Here is a 17,262-nt window from a genome sequence, read left to right as displayed (position 1 = left end):
ATCCATTCATTCTGCCGCCTTTTTCGTCATAATAACGTAAGAATCCGCCAGTTATATAGTTTTGTTCGGTGAGTTTGTACACCATATGCGGCATCCTCGATTGCAGGAAAAGGGCGGCTCATACGCACCTGGCCTGGTTTACTTGAAACCACGCTGGTGCCCGATCCCGTAGCTGCAAGGGGAAGGGCGAAGCGTCTTGTTGGCAAAGGGAAAAACGCCGATGGGACTCTCCAAGACAATCTGGACCAACCCGACTGATTTTCTGAAGAAACAGGTGCCGGAACACCCGGTTCTGTTCTTCGCACCCTCCGCCGCGCAGGCCGCTGCCCGCCGGTTTATCGATGGCTTCCCGGGTCTTGTGACCTATGCGGTCAAGTCGAACCCGGGCGAGGCGATGGTTGAAAACCTGGCCGCCGCCGGTATCCGCGGCTTTGACTGCGCCTCGCCGTTCGAGATCGACCTGATCCGTCGGTTGGCGCCCGATGCAGCGATCCATTACAACAACCCGGTGCGCGCGCGCCACGAGATCGCCTATGCGGTCGAGCGTGGGGTGAAAAGCTACAGCGTTGATTCCAAATCGGAACTCGCCAAGCTGATCGAGATGGTGCCCGTGGCGGGGACCGAGATTTCCGTGCGCTTCAAGCTGCCGGTCGCGGGTGCAGCCTACAACTTTGGCGCCAAGTTCGGGGCCACGGTGGAGCTTGCTGTCGAGCTTCTGGAAGAGGTCGCGAAGGCAGGCTTCATCCCCTCGATCACCTTCCATCCCGGCACGCAATGCACCGACCCGCATGCGTGGGAGGCCTACATCCGCGAGGCCGCGAACATCGCACAAGGCGCAGGCGTCAAGATCGCCCGGCTGAACGTCGGCGGCGGGTTCCCGAGCCACCGGATGACCGCAATCGTGCCGCAGCTGGAAGAGACGTTCCAGCTGATCGACCGCGTCGCGACCGAGGCTTTCGGTGCTGATCGTCCGGAACTGATCTGCGAGCCCGGCCGTGCGCTTTGCGGCGATGCCTTTGCCCTTGCCGCCCGGGTCAAGGCGCTCCGCGATGGGACGCATGTGTTCCTGAACGACGGCGTCTACGGCTCGCTGACCGAGCTTCCCATGATCGGCGTGATCGACCGGATCGAGGTGCTTTCGCCCGACGGCATGAAGCGTCAGGGCGAGCCGGTGCCGCGCATTGTCTTTGGCCCGACCTGCGATTCGGTTGACCGGCTGCCGGGCGAGATCCCGCTGCCAAGCGACCTTGCCGAGGGCGATTATGTGATCTGGCAGGGCATGGGGTCTTACTCCACCGTCACCAATACCCGCTTCAACGGCTTTGGTGAGCTCATGATGGCAACGGTTCTGGCCCTTAAGCTCTGATCCTGCCGAAATCGGTCTGATACCAAAGCGCCCGGCTGGACAATTCCCGCCGGGCGCTTAGCGTTTGCGGGGAAGGAGTGCCCCATGGACGCAAGCCAGATGAAATTCGGCCTGGCCCAGCCCCTGAAACGGCGGGAGGATGTGCGGTTCCTCACCGGCAAGGGGCGCTATGTGGCCGATCTGGTGCCGCAAGGCGCGCTTTGGGCGGTGTTCCTCCGGTCGGACCACGCGCACGGTGAGATCGTGTCGCTTGACGTCGAAGAGGCGCGCGCCGCGCCGGGGGTGCATCTGGTGCTGACGGCGGCGGATTTGCAGGCCGCGGGCGTAAAGCTTGGCATGAAGGGCGAGCGGATCGAGACTCGTGACGGCGGCAAGGGCGCGGGGCCGGAACGGCCAGTGCTGGCGAGAACCCACGTTCGGTTCGTGGGTGAGGCAATCGCGATGGTCGTGGCCGACACGGTGGAAGCAGCTCGCGATGCTGTCGAAATGATTGGTATTGATATCAACGCACTCGACCCCGTGCTTCATCTGGAACCTCAAGACCCGACCCTCCACACCGAAGCGCCGCAGAACCGGGCTTTCGACTATCTCTTCGGCGAAGCGGCGGCGACCGAAGCGGCCTTGCGCGCGTCCGTCTATCGGATCGCCGTGGAAGTGATCCACAACCGCGTGACTGCCGCGCCGATCGAACCCCGGGCGGCCTTCGCGGAATGGGACGGCGACCGCCTGCATCTTTGCGTCAATGGCCAGGGCGTCTGGGTGCAAAGGAACGAGCTTTCCCGGATGCTGGGTATCCCGCGTGAGCGGGTTCGGGTGACCAACCCCGATGTCGGCGGCGGCTTCGGGATGAAGGCGATGACCTATCCGGAATATGTAGTGCTGGCCGAGGCGGCGCGTCAGCTGGGCCGCCCGGTCGCCTGGGTCTCGACCCGCAGCGAGGCGATGCTGACGGACAACGCGGGCCGTGATCTGGTGGCGCGTGCAGACCTGGGCCTTGATGCCGACCACCGGATCACGGCCTACCGCGTTGATCTTGTGACAAATCTTGGGGCCTACAATTCTCAGTATGGGCAGGCCATCCAGACGGAGCTCTTCACCAAGGTCCTGACGGGGGTCTACAAAGTGCCTGTTGGCGCGCTGGCGGCAACCGGGGTCTATACGAACTCCACTCCGATTGATGCCTATCGTGGCGCCGGGCGGCCGGAGGCGATCCTGACCATCGAACGCACAATGGATGAGGCCGCGCGGAAGCTGGGCGTTGATCCGGTGGCCCTGCGGCTGAAGAATGCGATCCGCGATTTCCCGCACGAGACGCTGGAAGGCGAGATCATCGACGGCGGCGACTTCGCGGGGCTTCTGGAAACCGTGGCGCCACGATCTGCGGGCTATGCCGAACGGTTGGCTGCGAGCAGGGCCATGGGCCGTCTGCGGGGGCTTGGGGTCGCGGCCTATGTCGAGGCGATTCTGGGCGACGAGGATGAAATCGCGCGTCTGGTCCTGGACGAAGACGGCGGCGCGACCCTGTACGTCGGCACGCAGTCGAACGGGCAGGGGCACGAAAGCGTCTTCTCGCGAATGGTAGCAGAGGCGACGGGCATCCCGGCCGAGATGGTTCGGATCGTCGAAGGCGACAGCGACCGGATTGCCAAGGGCGGCGGCACCGGCGGCTCGCGGTCGGTGACGGTGCAGGGGACGGCGACGCGCGCGACGGTTCGGTCGATAGTTGCGGGGTTTGAGGCGTTTCTGGCCAAGGAATGGGGGGTGGACGGCGTTCAGTTTGCCGACCACCGCTTTGGCGCGGCTGGCACGAACCTGCGGCTGACCCTGCCGGAAGCGGCGGCCTTGGCGCGGGCGAAGGACCGGATCGACCTGGTCGACCGCAGCGAGAAGATCGTTCTCGACGGTCGGTCCTTCCCGAATGGCGTGCATCTGGCCGAGGTCGAGATCGACCCGGAAACCGGGGGGCTGACGCTTGACCGCTACTCGGTGGTGGATGATTTCGGAGTGCTCGTCGCGCCGAACCTCGTCGAAGGCCAGGTGCATGGCGGTGTCGCCCAAGGCTTCGGCCAGGCGGTCACCGAATGGCTGGTCCAGGATGAAAACGGCCAGGTGCTGACCGGCAGCTTCATGGACTACGGGATGCCCCGGGCCTCGGACCTTCCGATGTTCCAGTTCGCCGAACGGGGCATCCCGACCCGCACCAACCCCTTGGGCATCAAGGGCTGTGGCGAGGCGGGCACCGTCGGTGCACTGGGCGCTATCTCAAACGCCGTCCGCGATGCATTGGCGGCCGCAGGGGTGAAGCGGATCGGCATGCCATTCACGCCGAACCGCATCTGGACCTGGATCGAGGAGGCCCGCCACGCGACTTCTTGACCGCATCCGGAGCTTCTTCCGCCGCGGCGTCGAGGCCGCGGTCGAACCCGCACCCGCACCGGGGCGCGTCCGCGGGGTTGTCGACCATGTGGTGATCCTTGACGGCACCATGTCTTCGCTCGAGCCGGGGGAGGAGGGCAATGCTGGCCTTCTGTTCCTTCTCCTCAAGGAAATGGGCCATCACGCGAACCGGCGGCTTTACTATGAGCCGGGGATGCAGTGGGAAGGCTGGCTTCGGGGTGTGGCAATCATCGAGGGCCGGGGGATCACACCGCAAATCCAGCGGGCCTACGGGTGGCTGGCAAGCGGCTACCGGGAAGGCGACCGGATCTTCCTTTTCGGCTATTCCCGAGGCGCTTTTGCCGTCCGCTCGCTGGCTGGGGTGATCGACCGGGTGGGTCTTGTGCGGCGTGAACATGCGACCGAGCGCGCCGTGCGTCTGGCCTGGCGGCACTACGAACGCGCACCGGAAAGCCAGGCGGCACGGGCTTTCGCGAAGGCTTATTGCCATCCGGAAGCCCCGATCGAGATGGTGGGGGTCTGGGATACCGTGAAGGCTCTGGGGCTGCGGCTGCCGTTCTTCTGGATGCTCGCGCCTGACCGGTATGCCTTTCACAACCATCAACTCGGAAGCTCGGTCCGGCATGGCTACCACGCGCTGGCGCTGAACGAGACGCGGGTCGCCTTTTCGCCGGTCCTGTGGGATTGCCCGCCGGGCTGGGAGGGCAACGTCGAGCAGGTCTGGTTCAGGGGCGCGCATGGTGATGTCGGCGGGCATATCGGCCATGTCGCGGCAGCACGGCCATTGGCGAACATTTCGCTGGTCTGGATGCTGGAACGGGCTGACGCCCTTGGCCTCGCGCTGCCCGAGGGCTGGCGCGGGCGCTATCCTTGCGATCCCGAGGCACCGATGGTGGGCACCTGGACCAGCTGGGGCAAGGCGTTTCTCTGGCGCAGGCCAAGGGTTGTGGGGCGGGACCGTTCGGAACGGCTGCACCCAAGCGCGGTGGGAGCGGCAGCTGGACGCTGGCCCACGGGGCTGCCCGCGGAATAGGGCTTCAAGGTCGGGGGCCAGGGCCGTAGGTTCGCCATGACACATTGCCGAGGCCCCGCATGAGATCCGTCACCGTCGCCGCCACCCAATTCGCCTGCACCTGGGACCTTCCCGCGAATGCCGACCGCGCCGAGGCGCTGGTCCGTCAGGCCGCCGGTCAGGGCGCCCAGGTCGTGCTGATTCAAGAGCTTTTCGCGGCGCCCTACTTCTGCATCGAACAGCACCCGCGCTACTTTGAACTTGCCCATCCGCTGGAAGGCAACCCCCTCGTTGCCCGGTTCGCGGCACTCGCGCGTGAGTTGGGCGTCGTGCTGCCGGTCAGTTTCTTTGAACGCGCGGGGCCGGTGTTCTTCAACTCCGTTGCGATGGTCGATGCCGACGGTCGGGTCCTGGGGGTCTATCGCAAGAGCCACATCCCGCAGGGGCCGGGCTATGAGGAGAAGTTCTACTTCTCGCCCGGCGACACGGGGTTCAAGGTCTGGGACACGGCCTTCGGGCGGATCGGTGTCGGCATCTGCTGGGACCAATGGTTCCCGGAATGCGCAAGGTCGATGGCGCTGATGGGGGCCGAGATGCTGCTTTACCCGACGGCCATCGGGTCCGAACCGCCTGCGCCCGGCTACGACAGCCAGCCGCATTGGGAAATGGTCATGCGGGGCCACGCGGCGGCGAACATCATGCCGGTTGTCGCGTCGAACCGGACCGGGACCGAAGTCGCGCCGGATGGGCGGGACGTGACGTTCTACGGCTCCAGCTTCATTGCCGACCACACTGGGCAAGTCATGGCCAAGGCTGACCGGCTGGATGAGACGGCTCTGATGCACACGTTCGATCTTGATGCCATCGCGGCACTCCGTGCGAGCTGGGGTCTTTTCCGAGACCGACGGGTCGACCTTTACGGCCGGGTCGGCACGCTGGATGGCCTACAATAGCGCGAACCCCAAGATTTTTCTGCGAAAAATCTTGGGGCACGGCGGATTAGCGGTGGCGCAGGTCGACGTAGTCGCGTGTGGCGGGCCCGATATACAGCTGACGCGGGCGGCCGATCTTCTGGTTCTTGTCGGCGATCATCTCTTTCCACTGGCTGATCCACCCCACGGTGCGCGAAATCGCGAAGATCGGGGTGAACATGGCGGTGGGGAAGCCCATCGCCTCAAGGATGATGCCGGAATAGAAGTCGACGTTCGGGTAGAGCTTCTTCGAAATGAAGTACTCGTCCTCAAGCGCGATGCGTTCCAGCTCTTTCGCGACTTGCAGAAGAGGGTTCCTCTCAACCCCCAGAAGGCCCAGCACCTCGTCAGCGCTTTCCTTCATCACCTTCGCCCGCGGGTCGAAGTTCTTGTAGACGCGGTGGCCGAAGCCCATCAGACGGAAGCCCGAGGTCTTGTCCTTGGCCTTCGCGATGAATTCCGGGATCCGGTCGACCGTGCCGATCTCTTTCAGCATTTCCAGGCAGGCCTGGTTGGCCCCGCCATGCGCCGGACCCCAAAGACAGGCAATCCCCGCCGCGATGCAGGCGAACGGGTTCGCGCCCGAAGACCCCGCCAGACGCACTGTCGAGGTCGACGCGTTCTGCTCATGGTCCGCATGCAGCATCATGATGCGGTCCATTGCCTTTTCCAGGATCGGCGAGACCACGTATTCCTCAGCCGGGACCGAGAAGCACATGTGCAGGAAGTTGCCCGCATAGCTCAGCGCGTTCTTCGGATAGACGAAGGGCTGGCCGACCGAGTACTTGTAGGCCATCGCGGCGATCGTCGGCAGCTTCGCGATCATCCGGATCGCCGCGACCTCGCGCTGCCAGGAATCGGTGATGTCGGTCGAGTCGTGGTAGAACGCGGCCATCGCGCCGACCACGCCGACCATCGTGGCCATCGGGTGTGCGTCCCGCCGGAAACCGCGGAAGAAATAGTGCATCTGTTCATGCACCATCGTGTGGTTTGTCACCCGATGGGTGAAGTCCGCCAACTGATCGGCGTTCGGCAGCTCGCCGTAAAGCAGCAGGTAGCAGACTTCCAGATGCGTCGACTTTTCGGCAAGCTGTTCAATCGGATAGCCGCGATACAAAAGTTCACCCTTGTCGCCGTCGATAAAGGTGATTGCGCTTTCGCAAGCGGCCGTCGAGGTGAAGCCCGGATCGAAGGTGAAGACGTCCGCCTCACCATAAAGCTTCCGGATGTCCAGCACATCGGGGCCAAGGGTGGGTTTGTGCACGGGCAGATCGTAAGTGGTCCCGTTCAGCTGAAGCTTTGCGACATTGTCCGACATGGTTCTCCCCGGTCATGGCGGGCCGACCCTGGCAGGGGCGACCCTTGGCTATCCTGCATCCCGGCAGGGGCGGCTTCAAGGCCGGGGCACGCGGGTCACTCGGACGCGTCCTTCAGCCTCGCAACGGTTTCTTCCCGACCGATAGTAAGCATCATGTCGTAAACCGATGGTGTAACAGTTCGACCCGCAATGGCCGCCCGCAAAGGCGCTGCGAGCTTGCCGAAACCGATGCCATTGGCTTCGGCGATCTCGTTCAGGATCGGCTCAAGCGCGTCCTTTGACCAGCTAGCATTTTGCAGGCGCGGCGTCAACGAGCGCAGTATACCACGGGATACTGTGTCAAGCGCCTCGGCGGCTTTCTCGTCCGGGAGGATCGGCCGAGAAATCATCAGGAACGTAGCCTTTTCAATAAGCTCCGGGAAAGTCTTCGCTGACTTCTTGAGGAACGGAAGCGCAAGCTCCATGTGCTCGCGCTGCAAGGCGGTCAGGGCGGCCCGGCCAGCTGCGGCAAGGAAAGCCTCCAGTTCATGCAGCAGTGCAGCATCATCGGCCATCGCCATATGGTGGCCGCAGGTGTTCTCCAGCTTCTTGAAGTCCAGCCGCGCGGGGGCTTTGCCGATGCCCGAGAGGTCGAACATCCGCATCGCCTCTTCCGAGGTGAAGATCTCGGCATCGCCATGCGCCCAGCCAAGCCGCGTCAGATAGTTGCGCATGCCCGCCGCCGGATAGCCCATCGCCTGGTATTCCTCGACCCCGGTCGCCCCATGGCGCTTCGACAGCTTCTTCCCGTCCGGCCCGTGGATCAGCGGGACGTGCGCCCAGACCGGAACTTCCCAGCCCATCGCATCATAAACCATCTGCTGACGCGCGGCGTTGTTCAGGTGGTCATCGCCCCGGATCACATGGGTCACGCCCATGTCGTGGTCATCGACCACAACGGCGAGCATATAGGTGGGCGTGCCGTCACTGCGAAGCACGATCATGTCGTCCAGCGTTTCGTTCCTGATCGTGACCTTGCCCTGAACAGTGTCGTCGATCACCGTCTCACCTGTCCGCGGGGCCTTCATCCGGATGACGTAGGGGGCCTCGGGGTAGGTCGAGGGGTCCGCGTCGCGCCAGGGGGAAAGGAAGACCGGGTAGCGGCCGGCAGCCTCTTCCGCCGCGCGGAACGTCGCGATTTCTTCCTGCGTCGAGAAGCACTTGTACGCCGTTCCTCGCCCAAGCATCTGATGCGCGACCTCGGCATGACGGTCCTTCCGGGCGAACTGGCTGACGACGTCACCATCCCAATCCAACCCCAACCAGGTCAGGCCGCGCAGGATGGCGGCGGTGGCTTCAGGCGTAGAACGCTCGCGGTCAGTATCCTCGATCCGCAGCAGGAACTTGCCCCCACGCCCCCGCGCATAAAGCCAGTTGAACAGCGCCGTCCGCCCGCCGCCGATGTGCAGGTAACCCGTGGGCGAGGGCGCGAAGCGGGTGACGATCTGGCGGGCAGCGTTCGACATCAGAGGCATTAACCTTTCGGAAACCATGCGGAGCTTAGGCTTGCGGCGGGTTTAGGCAATCGCGGGATGGTGCACAAGGTGGCGGTGGTCCGCGCGCTCCTCTGGCCGCTCGAGGCGCTGCAGACGGCGCGGGGGACGCTCTTCCCCTGGATCGCCGTCCTGATCGGCTGCGGGATTGGTCTCTGGTTCTCGGTCGCGGTTGAGCCGGGGCCAGGAAGCTATGCGTTGGCCGTGCTGGTCTTGGCAGGCACAGCGGCTTTCGCAGCGCGGGGTCCAGAGCTTGCCCGGCCACTCGCCCTGGCCGTGGCCGCGGTTGCCGCCGGCTGGATCGCTGCAGGCATCCGCGCCCATTCGGTTGCCGCCCCCATGCTGGATTTCCGATACTACGGCCCGGTTGAGGGGCGGATCGTCGACATCGACCGCTCGCAATCCGACGCGCTGCGGCTGACGCTTGACCGTGTCGTCTTGCGCGAAGTCTCACCCGATAGAACGCCCCATCGCGTCCGTGTCTCGCTGCAAGGCGAACAGGACTGGCTGAAGCCCGCGCCGGGTCAGGTGGTGATCCTGACCGCCTCACTTTCCGCCCCCCAGGGGCCGGTCGAACCCGGCGCTTTCGACTTCCGCCGGATGGCGTTCTTCGACGGGCTCGGGGCGGTGGGCTACACCCGGACGCCGGTGCTGCTGCTGGAAGAACCCGAGGGCGGCGCCCTGCCGATCGACCGCCTACGCCGCTATCTGACGGAAGGAATGCTGGCCCATATGGAGGGCCAGGCGGGGGCCTTCGCTGCCGGTGCCATGACGGGCGACCGCTCTGCCATCACAGAAGAGACGGTGCAGGCGCTCCGCGACTCCTCTCTCGCGCATCTTCTGGCGATTTCGGGGATGAACATGGCGTTCCTCACGGCCTTCGTCTTCGGGCTCCTCCGCTACGGCCTGGCGCTTGTCCCCGTCGTGGCACTCCGGGTGAACACCAAGAAACTTGCCGCGGTGGCGAGCCTTGGGGTGGCGTTCTTCTACCTCCTCCTGTCAGGGTCGAACGTCGCCACCGAACGCGCCTTCATCATGATCGCGGTCTTCCTCGGCGCAGTGCTCTTGGACCGCCGCGCGCTAACCCTGCGGTCGGTAGCCGTCGCCGCGATGTTCCTTTTGCTTGCCCGCCCCGAAAGCCTGACGGAGCCCGGCTTCCAGATGTCCTTCGCCGCCACCATCGCCCTGATCGTCGGCTTCTCCGCCCTCGACGCCAGCATCTACCGACAGAGGATCCCTCGCTGGATGATGCCGGTCTTCACGCTTTTCCTCAGCTCTCTCATCGGCGGATTTGCGACCGCGCCCTATGCGGCTGCGCATTTCAACCGCTTCGCCGATTACGGGCTGCTGGCGAACCTCTTGACCGTCCCCGTCATGGGGGCAGTGATCATGCCCGCCGGGGCACTGGCGGCCCTCCTCGCACCACTCGGCCTGGCCGCGCTGCCGCTCTGGGTGATGGAGCAGGGCGCCCGCTGGATCCTCTTCGTTGCGCACTGGATTGCGGGGCTTGACGGCTCGGTGACCGCAATCCCGGCGCCTGGTCCGCTGGTCTTGCCGCTCATGACGCTTGGGGCGATCTGGTTGATCCTGTGGCGCGGGCGGGTGCAGTATGCGGGTCTCGTGCCGGTTGCAGCCGCCCTGGCGCTTTGGGTTTGGGCTGACCGGCCGGCGTTGCTGATTTCCGGCGACGGCAAGCTGATCGGTCTCGCGGGGCCAGACGGTCGCGCCCTGTCGGCCGCCTCCGGTGGCGGGTTTTCCGCCGAAAGCTGGCTTGAAAACGACGGTGACCTCGCAGAGCAGAAGCTTGCTGCGAAGCGCGACGGGTTCACCGGCCCAAAGGGTGAGCGATGGTTCGGGATCGCGGGGCTGCAAGCGGTCGCCTTGTCCGGAAAGGCTGCGATCCAGAAACTCCCTGCGGCCTGCGCAAGCGGCGCGCTGGTCGTGATCGCCGAGCCGGTTGCGGCAAAGCCGGACAACTGCCGCCTCATCGACGCGTCGACCCTTCGGCAGACCGGGCCGCTCGCAATCTGGACGGGGTCTGATGGCCTGCAGATCGTCGTGACAAACACGACACGCCGCCTGTGGTCGCCAGACTACAAGCGTGTCAGCCTGCCGGACGTCAAGACAAACGGAACGAAGCTTGCAGCCTCAACCGGTCAATAGCTCCGGATCAGCCCGACCAGACGCCCCTGGACCTTGACCAGATGGTCGGGGAAGACCCGCGTCTCATAGGCCGGGTTCGCAGCCTCAAGCGCGATCATGGAGCCACGGCGGCGGTACCGCTTCAGCGTCGCCTCATGATCTTCGACCAGCGCCACGACGATATCGCCGTTCTCGGCGGTCGTCTGCTCGCGGATCACCACGATGTCGCCATCGTTGATTCCCGCCTCGATCATGGAATCACCTTTGACTTCAAGCGCATAGTGCTGGCCCTTACCCGACAGCATCGACCCCGGCACTGCCACATGGTGCGACACTTCCGAGATCGCCTCGATCGGGACACCGGCGGCAATGCGGCCCATCACCGGAAGCTCCAGCGCGTGGACTGCCGCGACCGGCAGCGCCCCACGCGGCGGATCGGCGCGGTCGCCCTCAATCACCCTCGGGGTGAAGCCGGGCTTTTCCATCGCTTCGGGCAGCTTGATGATTTCCAGCGCGCGGGCCCGGTGCGCAAGGCGGCGGATGAAGCCGCGTTCTTCCAGCGCAGTGATCAGCCGGTGGATCCCGGACTTCGACCGAAGGTCCAGCGCATCCTTCATTTCGTCGAACGAGGGCGGAACCCCGTCCCGGTCCATGCGGGTCCGGATGAAGTCGAGAAGTTCCAACTGCTTGCGTGTCAGCATGCCAGGGCCCCTACACCGTGTGTTATCACAATGTTCTGCCCGTGTTCCCGGTTTGTGTCAAGCAATTTTGTCCACAGGTCAAAGCGGCAGGTAGGAAACCGTGGTGCCTTTGCCACGCGGGGCATCGCCTACGGGACGGATCAGCAACGCGTCGGCCTGACCCAGGATCGACAGCAACGCCGAGTCCTGCCGGTCGAACGGGGTGATGTCGGGCAGCCCGTCGCCATCAGTCAGACGCGCCCGCATGTAATGCGCGCGGGGGCCGTTGGCGGGCAGGTCCATGGCCAGCCGGGCCTGCCTCGGCTGGGGCGCGGGGTCCGGCTGGCCCAGCATGATCCGGACCATCGGCAGAAGGAACAGATGCCCGCAGACGATCGCTGAAACCGGGTTGCCGGGCAGGCCGAGCATCGCCGTGCCGTTCAGCCGACCCGCCATCAGCGGCTTGCCGGGGCGCATGGCGATCTTCCAGAAGCTCTGGTCCAGGCCCGCGACTTTGCCCACAAGATCGTGGTCGCCGACCGAAGCGCCACCGATTGTCACGATCAGATCGGCTCCTTCCGCCAGCGACAGCACGGTTGCAAGTTCAGCCTCATTGTCCCGCGCGATGGGCAGAAGCCGGGCCAGGCCGCCCTCGGCCTCGACCATCGCCTTCAGCGCAAAGCTGTTCGAGGCGATGATCTGGTCCGGGCGCGGGTTTTCGCCGGGCATGACAAGCTCATCCCCGGTGGCAATCAGGGCCACGACCGGGCGGCGGGTGACCGTAACGACCGGGATGTTCATCGCGGCCAGAAGTGCCAGGTCATTGGCGCGCAGGCGGCGGGGCGAAAGGCTGTCGCCTGCGCGGAAATCCTGTCCCGAAGGGCGGATATGGGTTGCCGAGTCCATCCCTTCCTTCAGAAGGATGCGGTCGCCGATCTTCACCACGTCTTCCTGGATGATGACCCGCGTCGCGCCCCGCGGCACCGGGGCGCCGGTGAAGATGCGGACAGTCTGACCGGGGCCGACCTGGCCCTCGAACGCATGGCCTGCGCCGGCTTCGCCGATCACGAGGAAGTTGTCGTCCGGTCCCGGGTCGCCCTGCACCGCATAGCCGTCCATCGCCGAGGCCGGGAAAGGTGGCTGGTCGCGGGTGGCAATCGCAGGCACGCACATCCAGCGCCCGGCAGCCTGGGCCAGAGGCATGGTTTCAGGACCAAGCGGCGCGGCAAGTGCCAGGCAGTGGGCAAGCGCCTCTTCGACCGAAATCATCACTTCGCCTCGTAACGCCCTGATTTTCCGCCATCCTTCAGGATCAGCCGGATGCCCTCGATCACCATCGACTTCTCGACCGCCTTCACCATGTCGTAGACCGTCAGCGCCGCGACCGAGACGGCGGTCAGCGCCTCCATCTCGACCCCGGTCTGGCCCGAGGTCTTGACGGTCGCCTCGATCCTGATGCCGGGAAGTGCCGGGTCGGGGGTCAGCTCCAGCGCAACCTTGGTGATCGGCAGGGGGTGGCAAAGCGGGATCAGATCAGAGGTCTTCTTCGCCGCCATGATCCCGGCAAGCCGCGCGACAGAAAGGACATCGCCCTTCTTCGCCCGCCCCTCGGTGATAAGCGCCAGCGTCTCGGCCGTCATCCGGACAGCACCCACGGCAACCGCCAGCCGGTCGGTCACCGCCTTGTCGGATACGTCGACCATATGGGCCTGACCCCGGTCGTCAAAGTGGGAAAGCCCGCTCACAGCCCACCCTGAGCCGTCAGCGGATGCGACAGGATCGTCCGGGTCGCGGCGGTCACATCGTCCTGCCGCATCAGGCTTTCGCCGATCAGGAAGCAGCGCGCGCCGTACTGGGCCAGGTCGGCAAGATCGGCAGGCGTGAAGAGACCGCTTTCGGCGACGATCATCCGGTTTTCCGGCACCCGGCGGGCCAGGCGGCGTGTCGTCTCGAGCGTGACTTCGAATGTATGGAGATTGCGGTTGTTGATGCCGATCAGGGGCGATTTCAGCAAAGCCGCCCGCTCCAGTTCAGCTTCATCGTGAACCTCGATCAGCACGTCCATGCCAAGCTCGACGGCTGCGGCTTCAAGCTCGGCGGCTTGAGTGTCGTCCAGCGAGGCCATGATCAGAAGCACACAATCGGCATTCAGCGCGCGCGATTGGGCGACCTGCCAGGGATCATACAGAAAATCCTTGCGCAGGCAGGGCAGAGCGACAGCCGCATGGGCGGCCACAAGGTAGTCGTCAGCCCCCTGAAACGACGGGCCATCCGTCAGGACCGAAAGGCAGGTTGCCCCGCCCGCTTCGTAGGCTTTGGCAAGGGTCGGCGGATCGAAATCCGCGCGGATCAGGCCTTTGGACGGGCTCGCCTTCTTGATCTCGGCGATCAGGCCATAGCCGGTCAGCGTCGCCTCGCGCAGCGCGCTGGCAAAGCCACGGACCGGTTGGGCGGCCCTGGCGGCGGCTTCCATCTCGGCCAGAGGCGTGGCTGCCTTGGCCTTGGCCACTTCCTCCAGCTTGTAGGCCTTGATGCGGTCGAGGATCGTGCTCATCGGGGTCTTTCAGGCATTGGTCAGGCGGGCGAGGGTCTGGACCTTGGTCCGCGCAGCGCCGGAGTCGATCGCCTCGCGGGCCATGGCCACGCCCTCCTTCAAGGTGGGGACGCGGTCGGCAACGACAAGGGCGGCGGCGGCATTCAGAAGGACGGCATCGCGGTAGGCCCCCGCCGCACCGTCGAGAAGCGCGCGGAAGGCGGTGGCGTTCTCGGCGGGTGTACCGCCGAGGATCGCATCGAACGGGTGGGGTTGAAGGCCCGCGTCCTCGGGGTGGATCGTGAAATCCCGGACCGCGCCGCTTTCGACCGCCGAAACGCTGGTCGCGCCGCAGATCGAGATTTCGTCGGTCCCGTCAGAGCCATGGACCAGCCAGGCTTTCTCGGAGCCGAGGGCCAGGAGGGTTTCGGCCATCGGCCGGATCAGGGCGGCAGAGAACGCCCCGGTCAGCTGGCGTTTCACCCCGGCGGGGTTGGTGAGCGGGCCGAGGATGTTGAAGATCGTCCGCGTCCCAAGCTCGGCCCTTACGGGCATGACATGCCGGATTGCGGGGTGGTGCATCGGGGCCATCATGAAGCCGATCCCGGCCTCGTTGATGCAGCGCTCAACGACCTCGGGGCCGACCATGACGTTGAGGCCAAGTTCGGTCAGCGCATCCGCGGCGCCGGACTTGGACGAGAGGTTGCGGTTCCCATGCTTGGCCACCGTCACCCCGGCACCCGCCACGACAAAGGCGGTGGCGGTGGAGATGTTGAGCGTGCCCTTGCCGTCCCCCCCGGTGCCGACGATGTCCATGGCGCCCTCCGGCGCGCGAACGGCGTTGCATTTGGCCCGCATGACCGAGGCTGCGGCGGCATATTCGTCGACCGTCTCGCCCCGCGTGCGGAGGGCCATCAGGAAGCCGCCCATCTGGGCTGGAGTGCCTTCGCCCTCGAAAAGCGCGTTGAAAGCCGCTTCGGCCTCGGCGCGCGTAAGGGCGCGCGTGGCAGCGATGCCGATCAGCGGCTTCAGGATGTCGCTCATGCCGGGACCTTGGCCCGGGCTTCGTCGAGGAAGTTGCGGAGGAGCTGGTGGCCGTGTTCGCTGGCAATGCTCTCGGGGTGGAACTGGACCCCTTCGATCAGATGCTTGCGGTGGCGAAGCCCCATGATCGTGCCGTCTTCCAGCCAGGCGGTGACTTCAAGGTCCTCCGGAAGGGTCGCGCGGTCGACGATGAGGGAGTGGTAGCGGGTCGCCTGGAAGGGCGAGGGCAGGCCGCGGAAGACGCCCGTCCCGGAGTGGTGCATGGTCCCCATCTTGCCGTGGACGATCTCGTGGCAGCGGATGACCTTGCCGCCGAAGGCCTCGCCAATGGTCTGGTGGCCGAGGCACACGCCGAGGAGGGGGATGCCGACCGTCGCGGCGGCTTTGGTCAGGGGCAGGCAAATCCCGGCGGCGGCGGGGTCGCAGGGGCCGGGGGAGAGGACGATGACCTCGGGGGCCATGGCGATCACGTCCTGGACCTGAAGGGCGTCGTTCCGCTTGACCACGACCTCGGCACCGAGCTCGCCCAGATAGTGGACGAGGTTGTAGGTAAAGCTGTCGTAGTTATCGATCAGGAGAAGCATGGCAGCGGACCCTTGGGCATCTGGGGGAGGTTATCGCCGATGCTGGGGGCCGTGTAAACCGGGGGGTGGGGGCAGACCAGAGAAGGGGTGGGCACAGTGCCCAGATTTCTGAAGAGTTGAAAATCAAAGGCTTGGGCGCGGGCGTCAAGAATTTCTTTACGTTTGGCCTCAAGCGATCCATGGGCGCGCAGCCTTTCCTTTCGCCGTGCGCACGGGCGGGCGCGCGGATTGTCCAAGCGATCGGACACGACGCCGACGCCGCAGTGGACGGAACCAGACGAAGGCCCTAACACTCACGCCGGAGCGACGATTTCATGGGGCTGAGAGAATGCAGGAATTCAAGGCCGATCCGGCCTTTGCCATCGCTGACGAGCAGGCCTTGCGGAGCCTTTTCCCACCAACACATACGCTTGCGGCCCTGAAGTCGCTGCCAAGGCTTGACGGCCATGCACAGGATTTCATCCGCCGTTCGCCGTTTCTCTGCATCGGGACGCAGGACGCCAGCGGCAAGGCCGATGTCAGCCCGCGCGGCGATCCGGCGGGCTTTGTGTCCGTCCTGGATGAGCGCACCCTGGCTATCCCTGACCGGCCGGGCAACAACCGTCTGGATACGCTGGTCAATATCCTGGCCAATCCGAATGTGGGGCTTCTGTTCATGGTCCCCGGTTTTGACGAGACGCTGCGGGTCAACGGGCAAGCGAGCCTGGTCACCGACCCCAGGGTTTTGGAGGGCATGGCCGTTCACGACCGGGTGCCAACGCTGGCCATCCTGGTCCGGGTGAACGAGGTTTTTCTGCATTGCGCCAAGGCGTTCCGGCGGTCGCATTTGTGGGACCCGGCGCATCATCAGGACCGCCGCTCCATGCCGTCGCTGATGAAGATCCTCCTGGACCAGACGACCGGGGCGCCCACCGAGGAAGCTGCGTTGCGCAAGCTCGATGATGGGCTGGAAGAGGACTACAAAGGGTCGATGTACTGACGCGATCGGCGCCCGACGTCAGATCCCGTCGGGGCTGTCGTTGTGGACGATGATGTCATCCTCACCCAGGTAGCCGCCGGTCTGCACAGTTATCAGAAGCGCGGGTAGGCGGCCTGGGTTTTCCAGCCGGTGTGGCTCTCCAACGGGGATGTGGAACGCCTCGCCTTCAGCGACAAGGCTTGTGCGGTCTGTGAGTGTGACCCGGACAGTGCCTTCGACCACGACCCAGTGTTCCGACCGATGGAGATGCGATTGCTGCGTCATTGCCACACCAGGGGACAGCCGCAGGCTGCGGACCCGGAAGCGCGCGCCTTCTGCAAGGAGGCTGTCGGGCCGAGGAGCCGCAAAGGCCGGGCCTGCCGGGCGGAAGGCCGCTGCAGGGGCCTCGGCAAAGCCTGAGTGACGCGATCCATCCATGATCTTTTTCCGATCCACCAATGGCTTAAGGTCGTCGGGAAAAGGTTAAGGGCCGGTTAACGCCGCTGGGCCATTTCGGGGCATTTCGGGGGCAACGGCGGTGTTTTCCATCCGTGGTGGCCCCCCACCCCCATCCCCTCCCCCCCGAGGGGCCTGTTGCATAAATCCCTGTGTGTGATTCACTGGGGTCCGTCGCGGCAGGGAGGGTTGTGATGGCAGTGAAGCGGACGGGTCAGTTGAGCCTTGCGGATGCGCTGGTCGGGGGGTCTGGAGCCGGGGTTCTGGAC

Annotated in this window: 15 protein-coding genes; 6 read left to right on the top strand and 9 right to left on the bottom strand. The window is 65.1% G+C overall.

What is annotated here, in order from left to right; genetic code table 11:
• Positions 1–220: 220 nt before the first annotated feature.
• The 4 genes from ACRCSW_RS21825 (at position 221) to aguB (ending at position 5,728) form a co-directional block, all read left to right on the top strand.
• A complete protein-coding gene (locus ACRCSW_RS21825) occupies positions 221–1,366 on the top strand; it encodes a type III PLP-dependent enzyme (protein ID WP_438707758.1) in 1,146 nt (381 codons plus the stop codon).
• 84 nt (positions 1,367–1,450) lie between these two features.
• Positions 1,451–3,742, top strand: coding sequence for a xanthine dehydrogenase family protein molybdopterin-binding subunit (locus ACRCSW_RS21820; protein ID WP_438707757.1), 2,292 nt, complete (start codon positions 1,451–1,453; stop codon positions 3,740–3,742).
• Positions 3,743–3,851: 109 nt separating this feature from the next.
• Positions 3,852–4,796 (top strand): DUF2235 domain-containing protein, encoded by a 945-nt coding sequence (locus ACRCSW_RS21815; protein WP_438707756.1) that lies wholly within the window; start codon positions 3,852–3,854, stop codon positions 4,794–4,796.
• A gap of 59 nt (positions 4,797–4,855) precedes the next feature.
• On the top strand, positions 4,856–5,728 hold the full coding sequence (gene aguB / locus ACRCSW_RS21810) for an N-carbamoylputrescine amidase (protein ID WP_438707755.1): 873 nt from the start codon (positions 4,856–4,858) through the stop codon (positions 5,726–5,728).
• A gap of 46 nt (positions 5,729–5,774) precedes the next feature.
• On the opposite strand, the gene ACRCSW_RS21805 is transcribed toward aguB, so the two are convergent.
• Positions 5,775–7,064: a citrate synthase gene (locus ACRCSW_RS21805; RefSeq protein WP_438707754.1), complete on the bottom strand. Its 1,290-nt coding sequence runs from the start codon at positions 7,062–7,064 to the stop codon at positions 5,775–5,777.
• Positions 7,065–7,159: 95 nt separating this feature from the next.
• Complete coding sequence (gltX, locus tag ACRCSW_RS21800; RefSeq protein ID WP_438707753.1) at positions 7,160–8,569, bottom strand: glutamate--tRNA ligase; 1,410 nt, start codon at positions 8,567–8,569, stop codon at positions 7,160–7,162.
• Positions 8,570–8,635: 66 nt separating this feature from the next.
• Between gltX and ACRCSW_RS21795 the strand changes: the two genes are divergently transcribed.
• The gene (locus tag ACRCSW_RS21795) at positions 8,636–10,759 is read left to right on the top strand and encodes a ComEC/Rec2 family competence protein (protein WP_438707752.1); all 2,124 of its coding nucleotides are present in this window, start codon (positions 8,636–8,638) and stop codon (positions 10,757–10,759) included.
• Here the strand turns inward: ACRCSW_RS21795 and lexA are convergent.
• The 6 genes from lexA to ACRCSW_RS21765 all read right to left on the bottom strand — a co-directional run bounded on the left by lexA (position 10,753) and on the right by ACRCSW_RS21765 (position 15,579).
• Complete coding sequence (gene lexA, locus ACRCSW_RS21790; protein WP_438707751.1) at positions 10,753–11,439, bottom strand: transcriptional repressor LexA; 687 nt, start codon at positions 11,437–11,439, stop codon at positions 10,753–10,755. The genes ACRCSW_RS21795 and lexA overlap by 7 nt on opposite strands.
• 78 nt (positions 11,440–11,517) lie before the next feature.
• Positions 11,518–12,687, bottom strand: a complete 1,170-nt coding sequence (locus ACRCSW_RS21785) for a molybdopterin molybdotransferase MoeA (RefSeq protein ID WP_438707750.1) — start codon at positions 12,685–12,687, stop codon at positions 11,518–11,520.
• Complete coding sequence (gene moaC / locus ACRCSW_RS21780; protein WP_438707749.1) at positions 12,687–13,163, bottom strand: cyclic pyranopterin monophosphate synthase MoaC; 477 nt, start codon at positions 13,161–13,163, stop codon at positions 12,687–12,689. The genes ACRCSW_RS21785 and moaC overlap by 1 nt, the downstream gene beginning before the upstream one ends.
• Positions 13,160–13,972 carry an indole-3-glycerol phosphate synthase TrpC gene (gene trpC, locus ACRCSW_RS21775; protein ID WP_438707748.1) on the bottom strand — a complete coding sequence of 271 codons (813 nt, stop codon included), beginning with the start codon at positions 13,970–13,972 and terminating at the stop codon, positions 13,160–13,162. The genes moaC and trpC overlap by 4 nt, the downstream gene beginning before the upstream one ends.
• 9 nt (positions 13,973–13,981) lie before the next feature.
• On the bottom strand, positions 13,982–14,995 hold the full coding sequence (trpD, locus tag ACRCSW_RS21770) for an anthranilate phosphoribosyltransferase (protein WP_438707747.1): 1,014 nt from the start codon (positions 14,993–14,995) through the stop codon (positions 13,982–13,984).
• Positions 14,992–15,579: an anthranilate synthase component II gene (locus ACRCSW_RS21765; protein WP_438707746.1), complete on the bottom strand. Its 588-nt coding sequence runs from the start codon at positions 15,577–15,579 to the stop codon at positions 14,992–14,994. Before ACRCSW_RS21765 ends, trpD begins: the two co-directional genes overlap by 4 nt.
• A gap of 328 nt (positions 15,580–15,907) precedes the next feature.
• Here ACRCSW_RS21765 and ACRCSW_RS21760 point away from each other — a divergent pair, with 328 nt between their 5' ends.
• Positions 15,908–16,558: a pyridoxamine 5'-phosphate oxidase family protein gene (locus ACRCSW_RS21760; RefSeq protein WP_438707745.1), complete on the top strand. Its 651-nt coding sequence runs from the start codon at positions 15,908–15,910 to the stop codon at positions 16,556–16,558.
• An 18-nt stretch (positions 16,559–16,576) separates the two neighbouring features.
• Here ACRCSW_RS21760 and ACRCSW_RS21755 read toward each other — a convergent pair whose 3' ends face one another.
• Entirely contained in the window at positions 16,577–16,975 is a 399-nt protein-coding gene (locus ACRCSW_RS21755) for a phosphomannose isomerase type II C-terminal cupin domain (RefSeq protein ID WP_438707744.1), read from the bottom strand.
• Between the last annotated feature and the right edge of the window lie 287 nt (positions 16,976–17,262).

Source organism: Tabrizicola sp. (assembly GCF_051645465.1).
Classification (GTDB): domain Bacteria; phylum Pseudomonadota; class Alphaproteobacteria; order Rhodobacterales; family Rhodobacteraceae; genus Tabrizicola.
Note: the sequence above shows the minus strand (reverse complement) of the source record. Positions and strands in the feature narration are given on the sequence as shown.

Bases quoted from the DNA above. Each gene is read 5' to 3' on its own strand.
- ACRCSW_RS21815 (WP_438707756.1), top strand. From the start codon at position 3,852: ATGTCTTCGCTCGAGCCGGGGGAGGAGGGCAATGCTGGCCTTCTGTTC.
- ACRCSW_RS21805 (WP_438707754.1), bottom strand. From the start codon at position 7,064: ATGTCGGACAATGTCGCAAAGCTTCAGCTGAACGGGACCACTTACGAT.
- lexA (WP_438707751.1), bottom strand. From the start codon at position 11,439: ATGCTGACACGCAAGCAGTTGGAACTTCTCGACTTCATCCGGACCCGC.
- ACRCSW_RS21765 (WP_438707746.1), bottom strand. From the start codon at position 15,579: ATGCTTCTCCTGATCGATAACTACGACAGCTTTACCTACAACCTCGTC.
- trpD (WP_438707747.1), bottom strand. From the start codon at position 14,995: ATGAGCGACATCCTGAAGCCGCTGATCGGCATCGCTGCCACGCGCGCC.
- trpC (WP_438707748.1), bottom strand. From the start codon at position 13,972: ATGAGCACGATCCTCGACCGCATCAAGGCCTACAAGCTGGAGGAAGTG.
- ACRCSW_RS21785 (WP_438707750.1), bottom strand. From the start codon at position 12,687: ATGATTTCGGTCGAAGAGGCGCTTGCCCACTGCCTGGCACTTGCCGCG.
- ACRCSW_RS21760 (WP_438707745.1), top strand. From the start codon at position 15,908: ATGCAGGAATTCAAGGCCGATCCGGCCTTTGCCATCGCTGACGAGCAG.
- ACRCSW_RS21820 (WP_438707757.1), top strand. From the start codon at position 1,451: ATGGACGCAAGCCAGATGAAATTCGGCCTGGCCCAGCCCCTGAAACGG.
- ACRCSW_RS21755 (WP_438707744.1), bottom strand. From the start codon at position 16,975: ATGGATGGATCGCGTCACTCAGGCTTTGCCGAGGCCCCTGCAGCGGCC.
- aguB (WP_438707755.1), top strand. From the start codon at position 4,856: ATGAGATCCGTCACCGTCGCCGCCACCCAATTCGCCTGCACCTGGGAC.
- ACRCSW_RS21795 (WP_438707752.1), top strand. From the start codon at position 8,636: ATGGTGCACAAGGTGGCGGTGGTCCGCGCGCTCCTCTGGCCGCTCGAG.
- gltX (WP_438707753.1), bottom strand. From the start codon at position 8,569: ATGTCGAACGCTGCCCGCCAGATCGTCACCCGCTTCGCGCCCTCGCCC.
- ACRCSW_RS21825 (WP_438707758.1), top strand. From the start codon at position 221: ATGGGACTCTCCAAGACAATCTGGACCAACCCGACTGATTTTCTGAAG.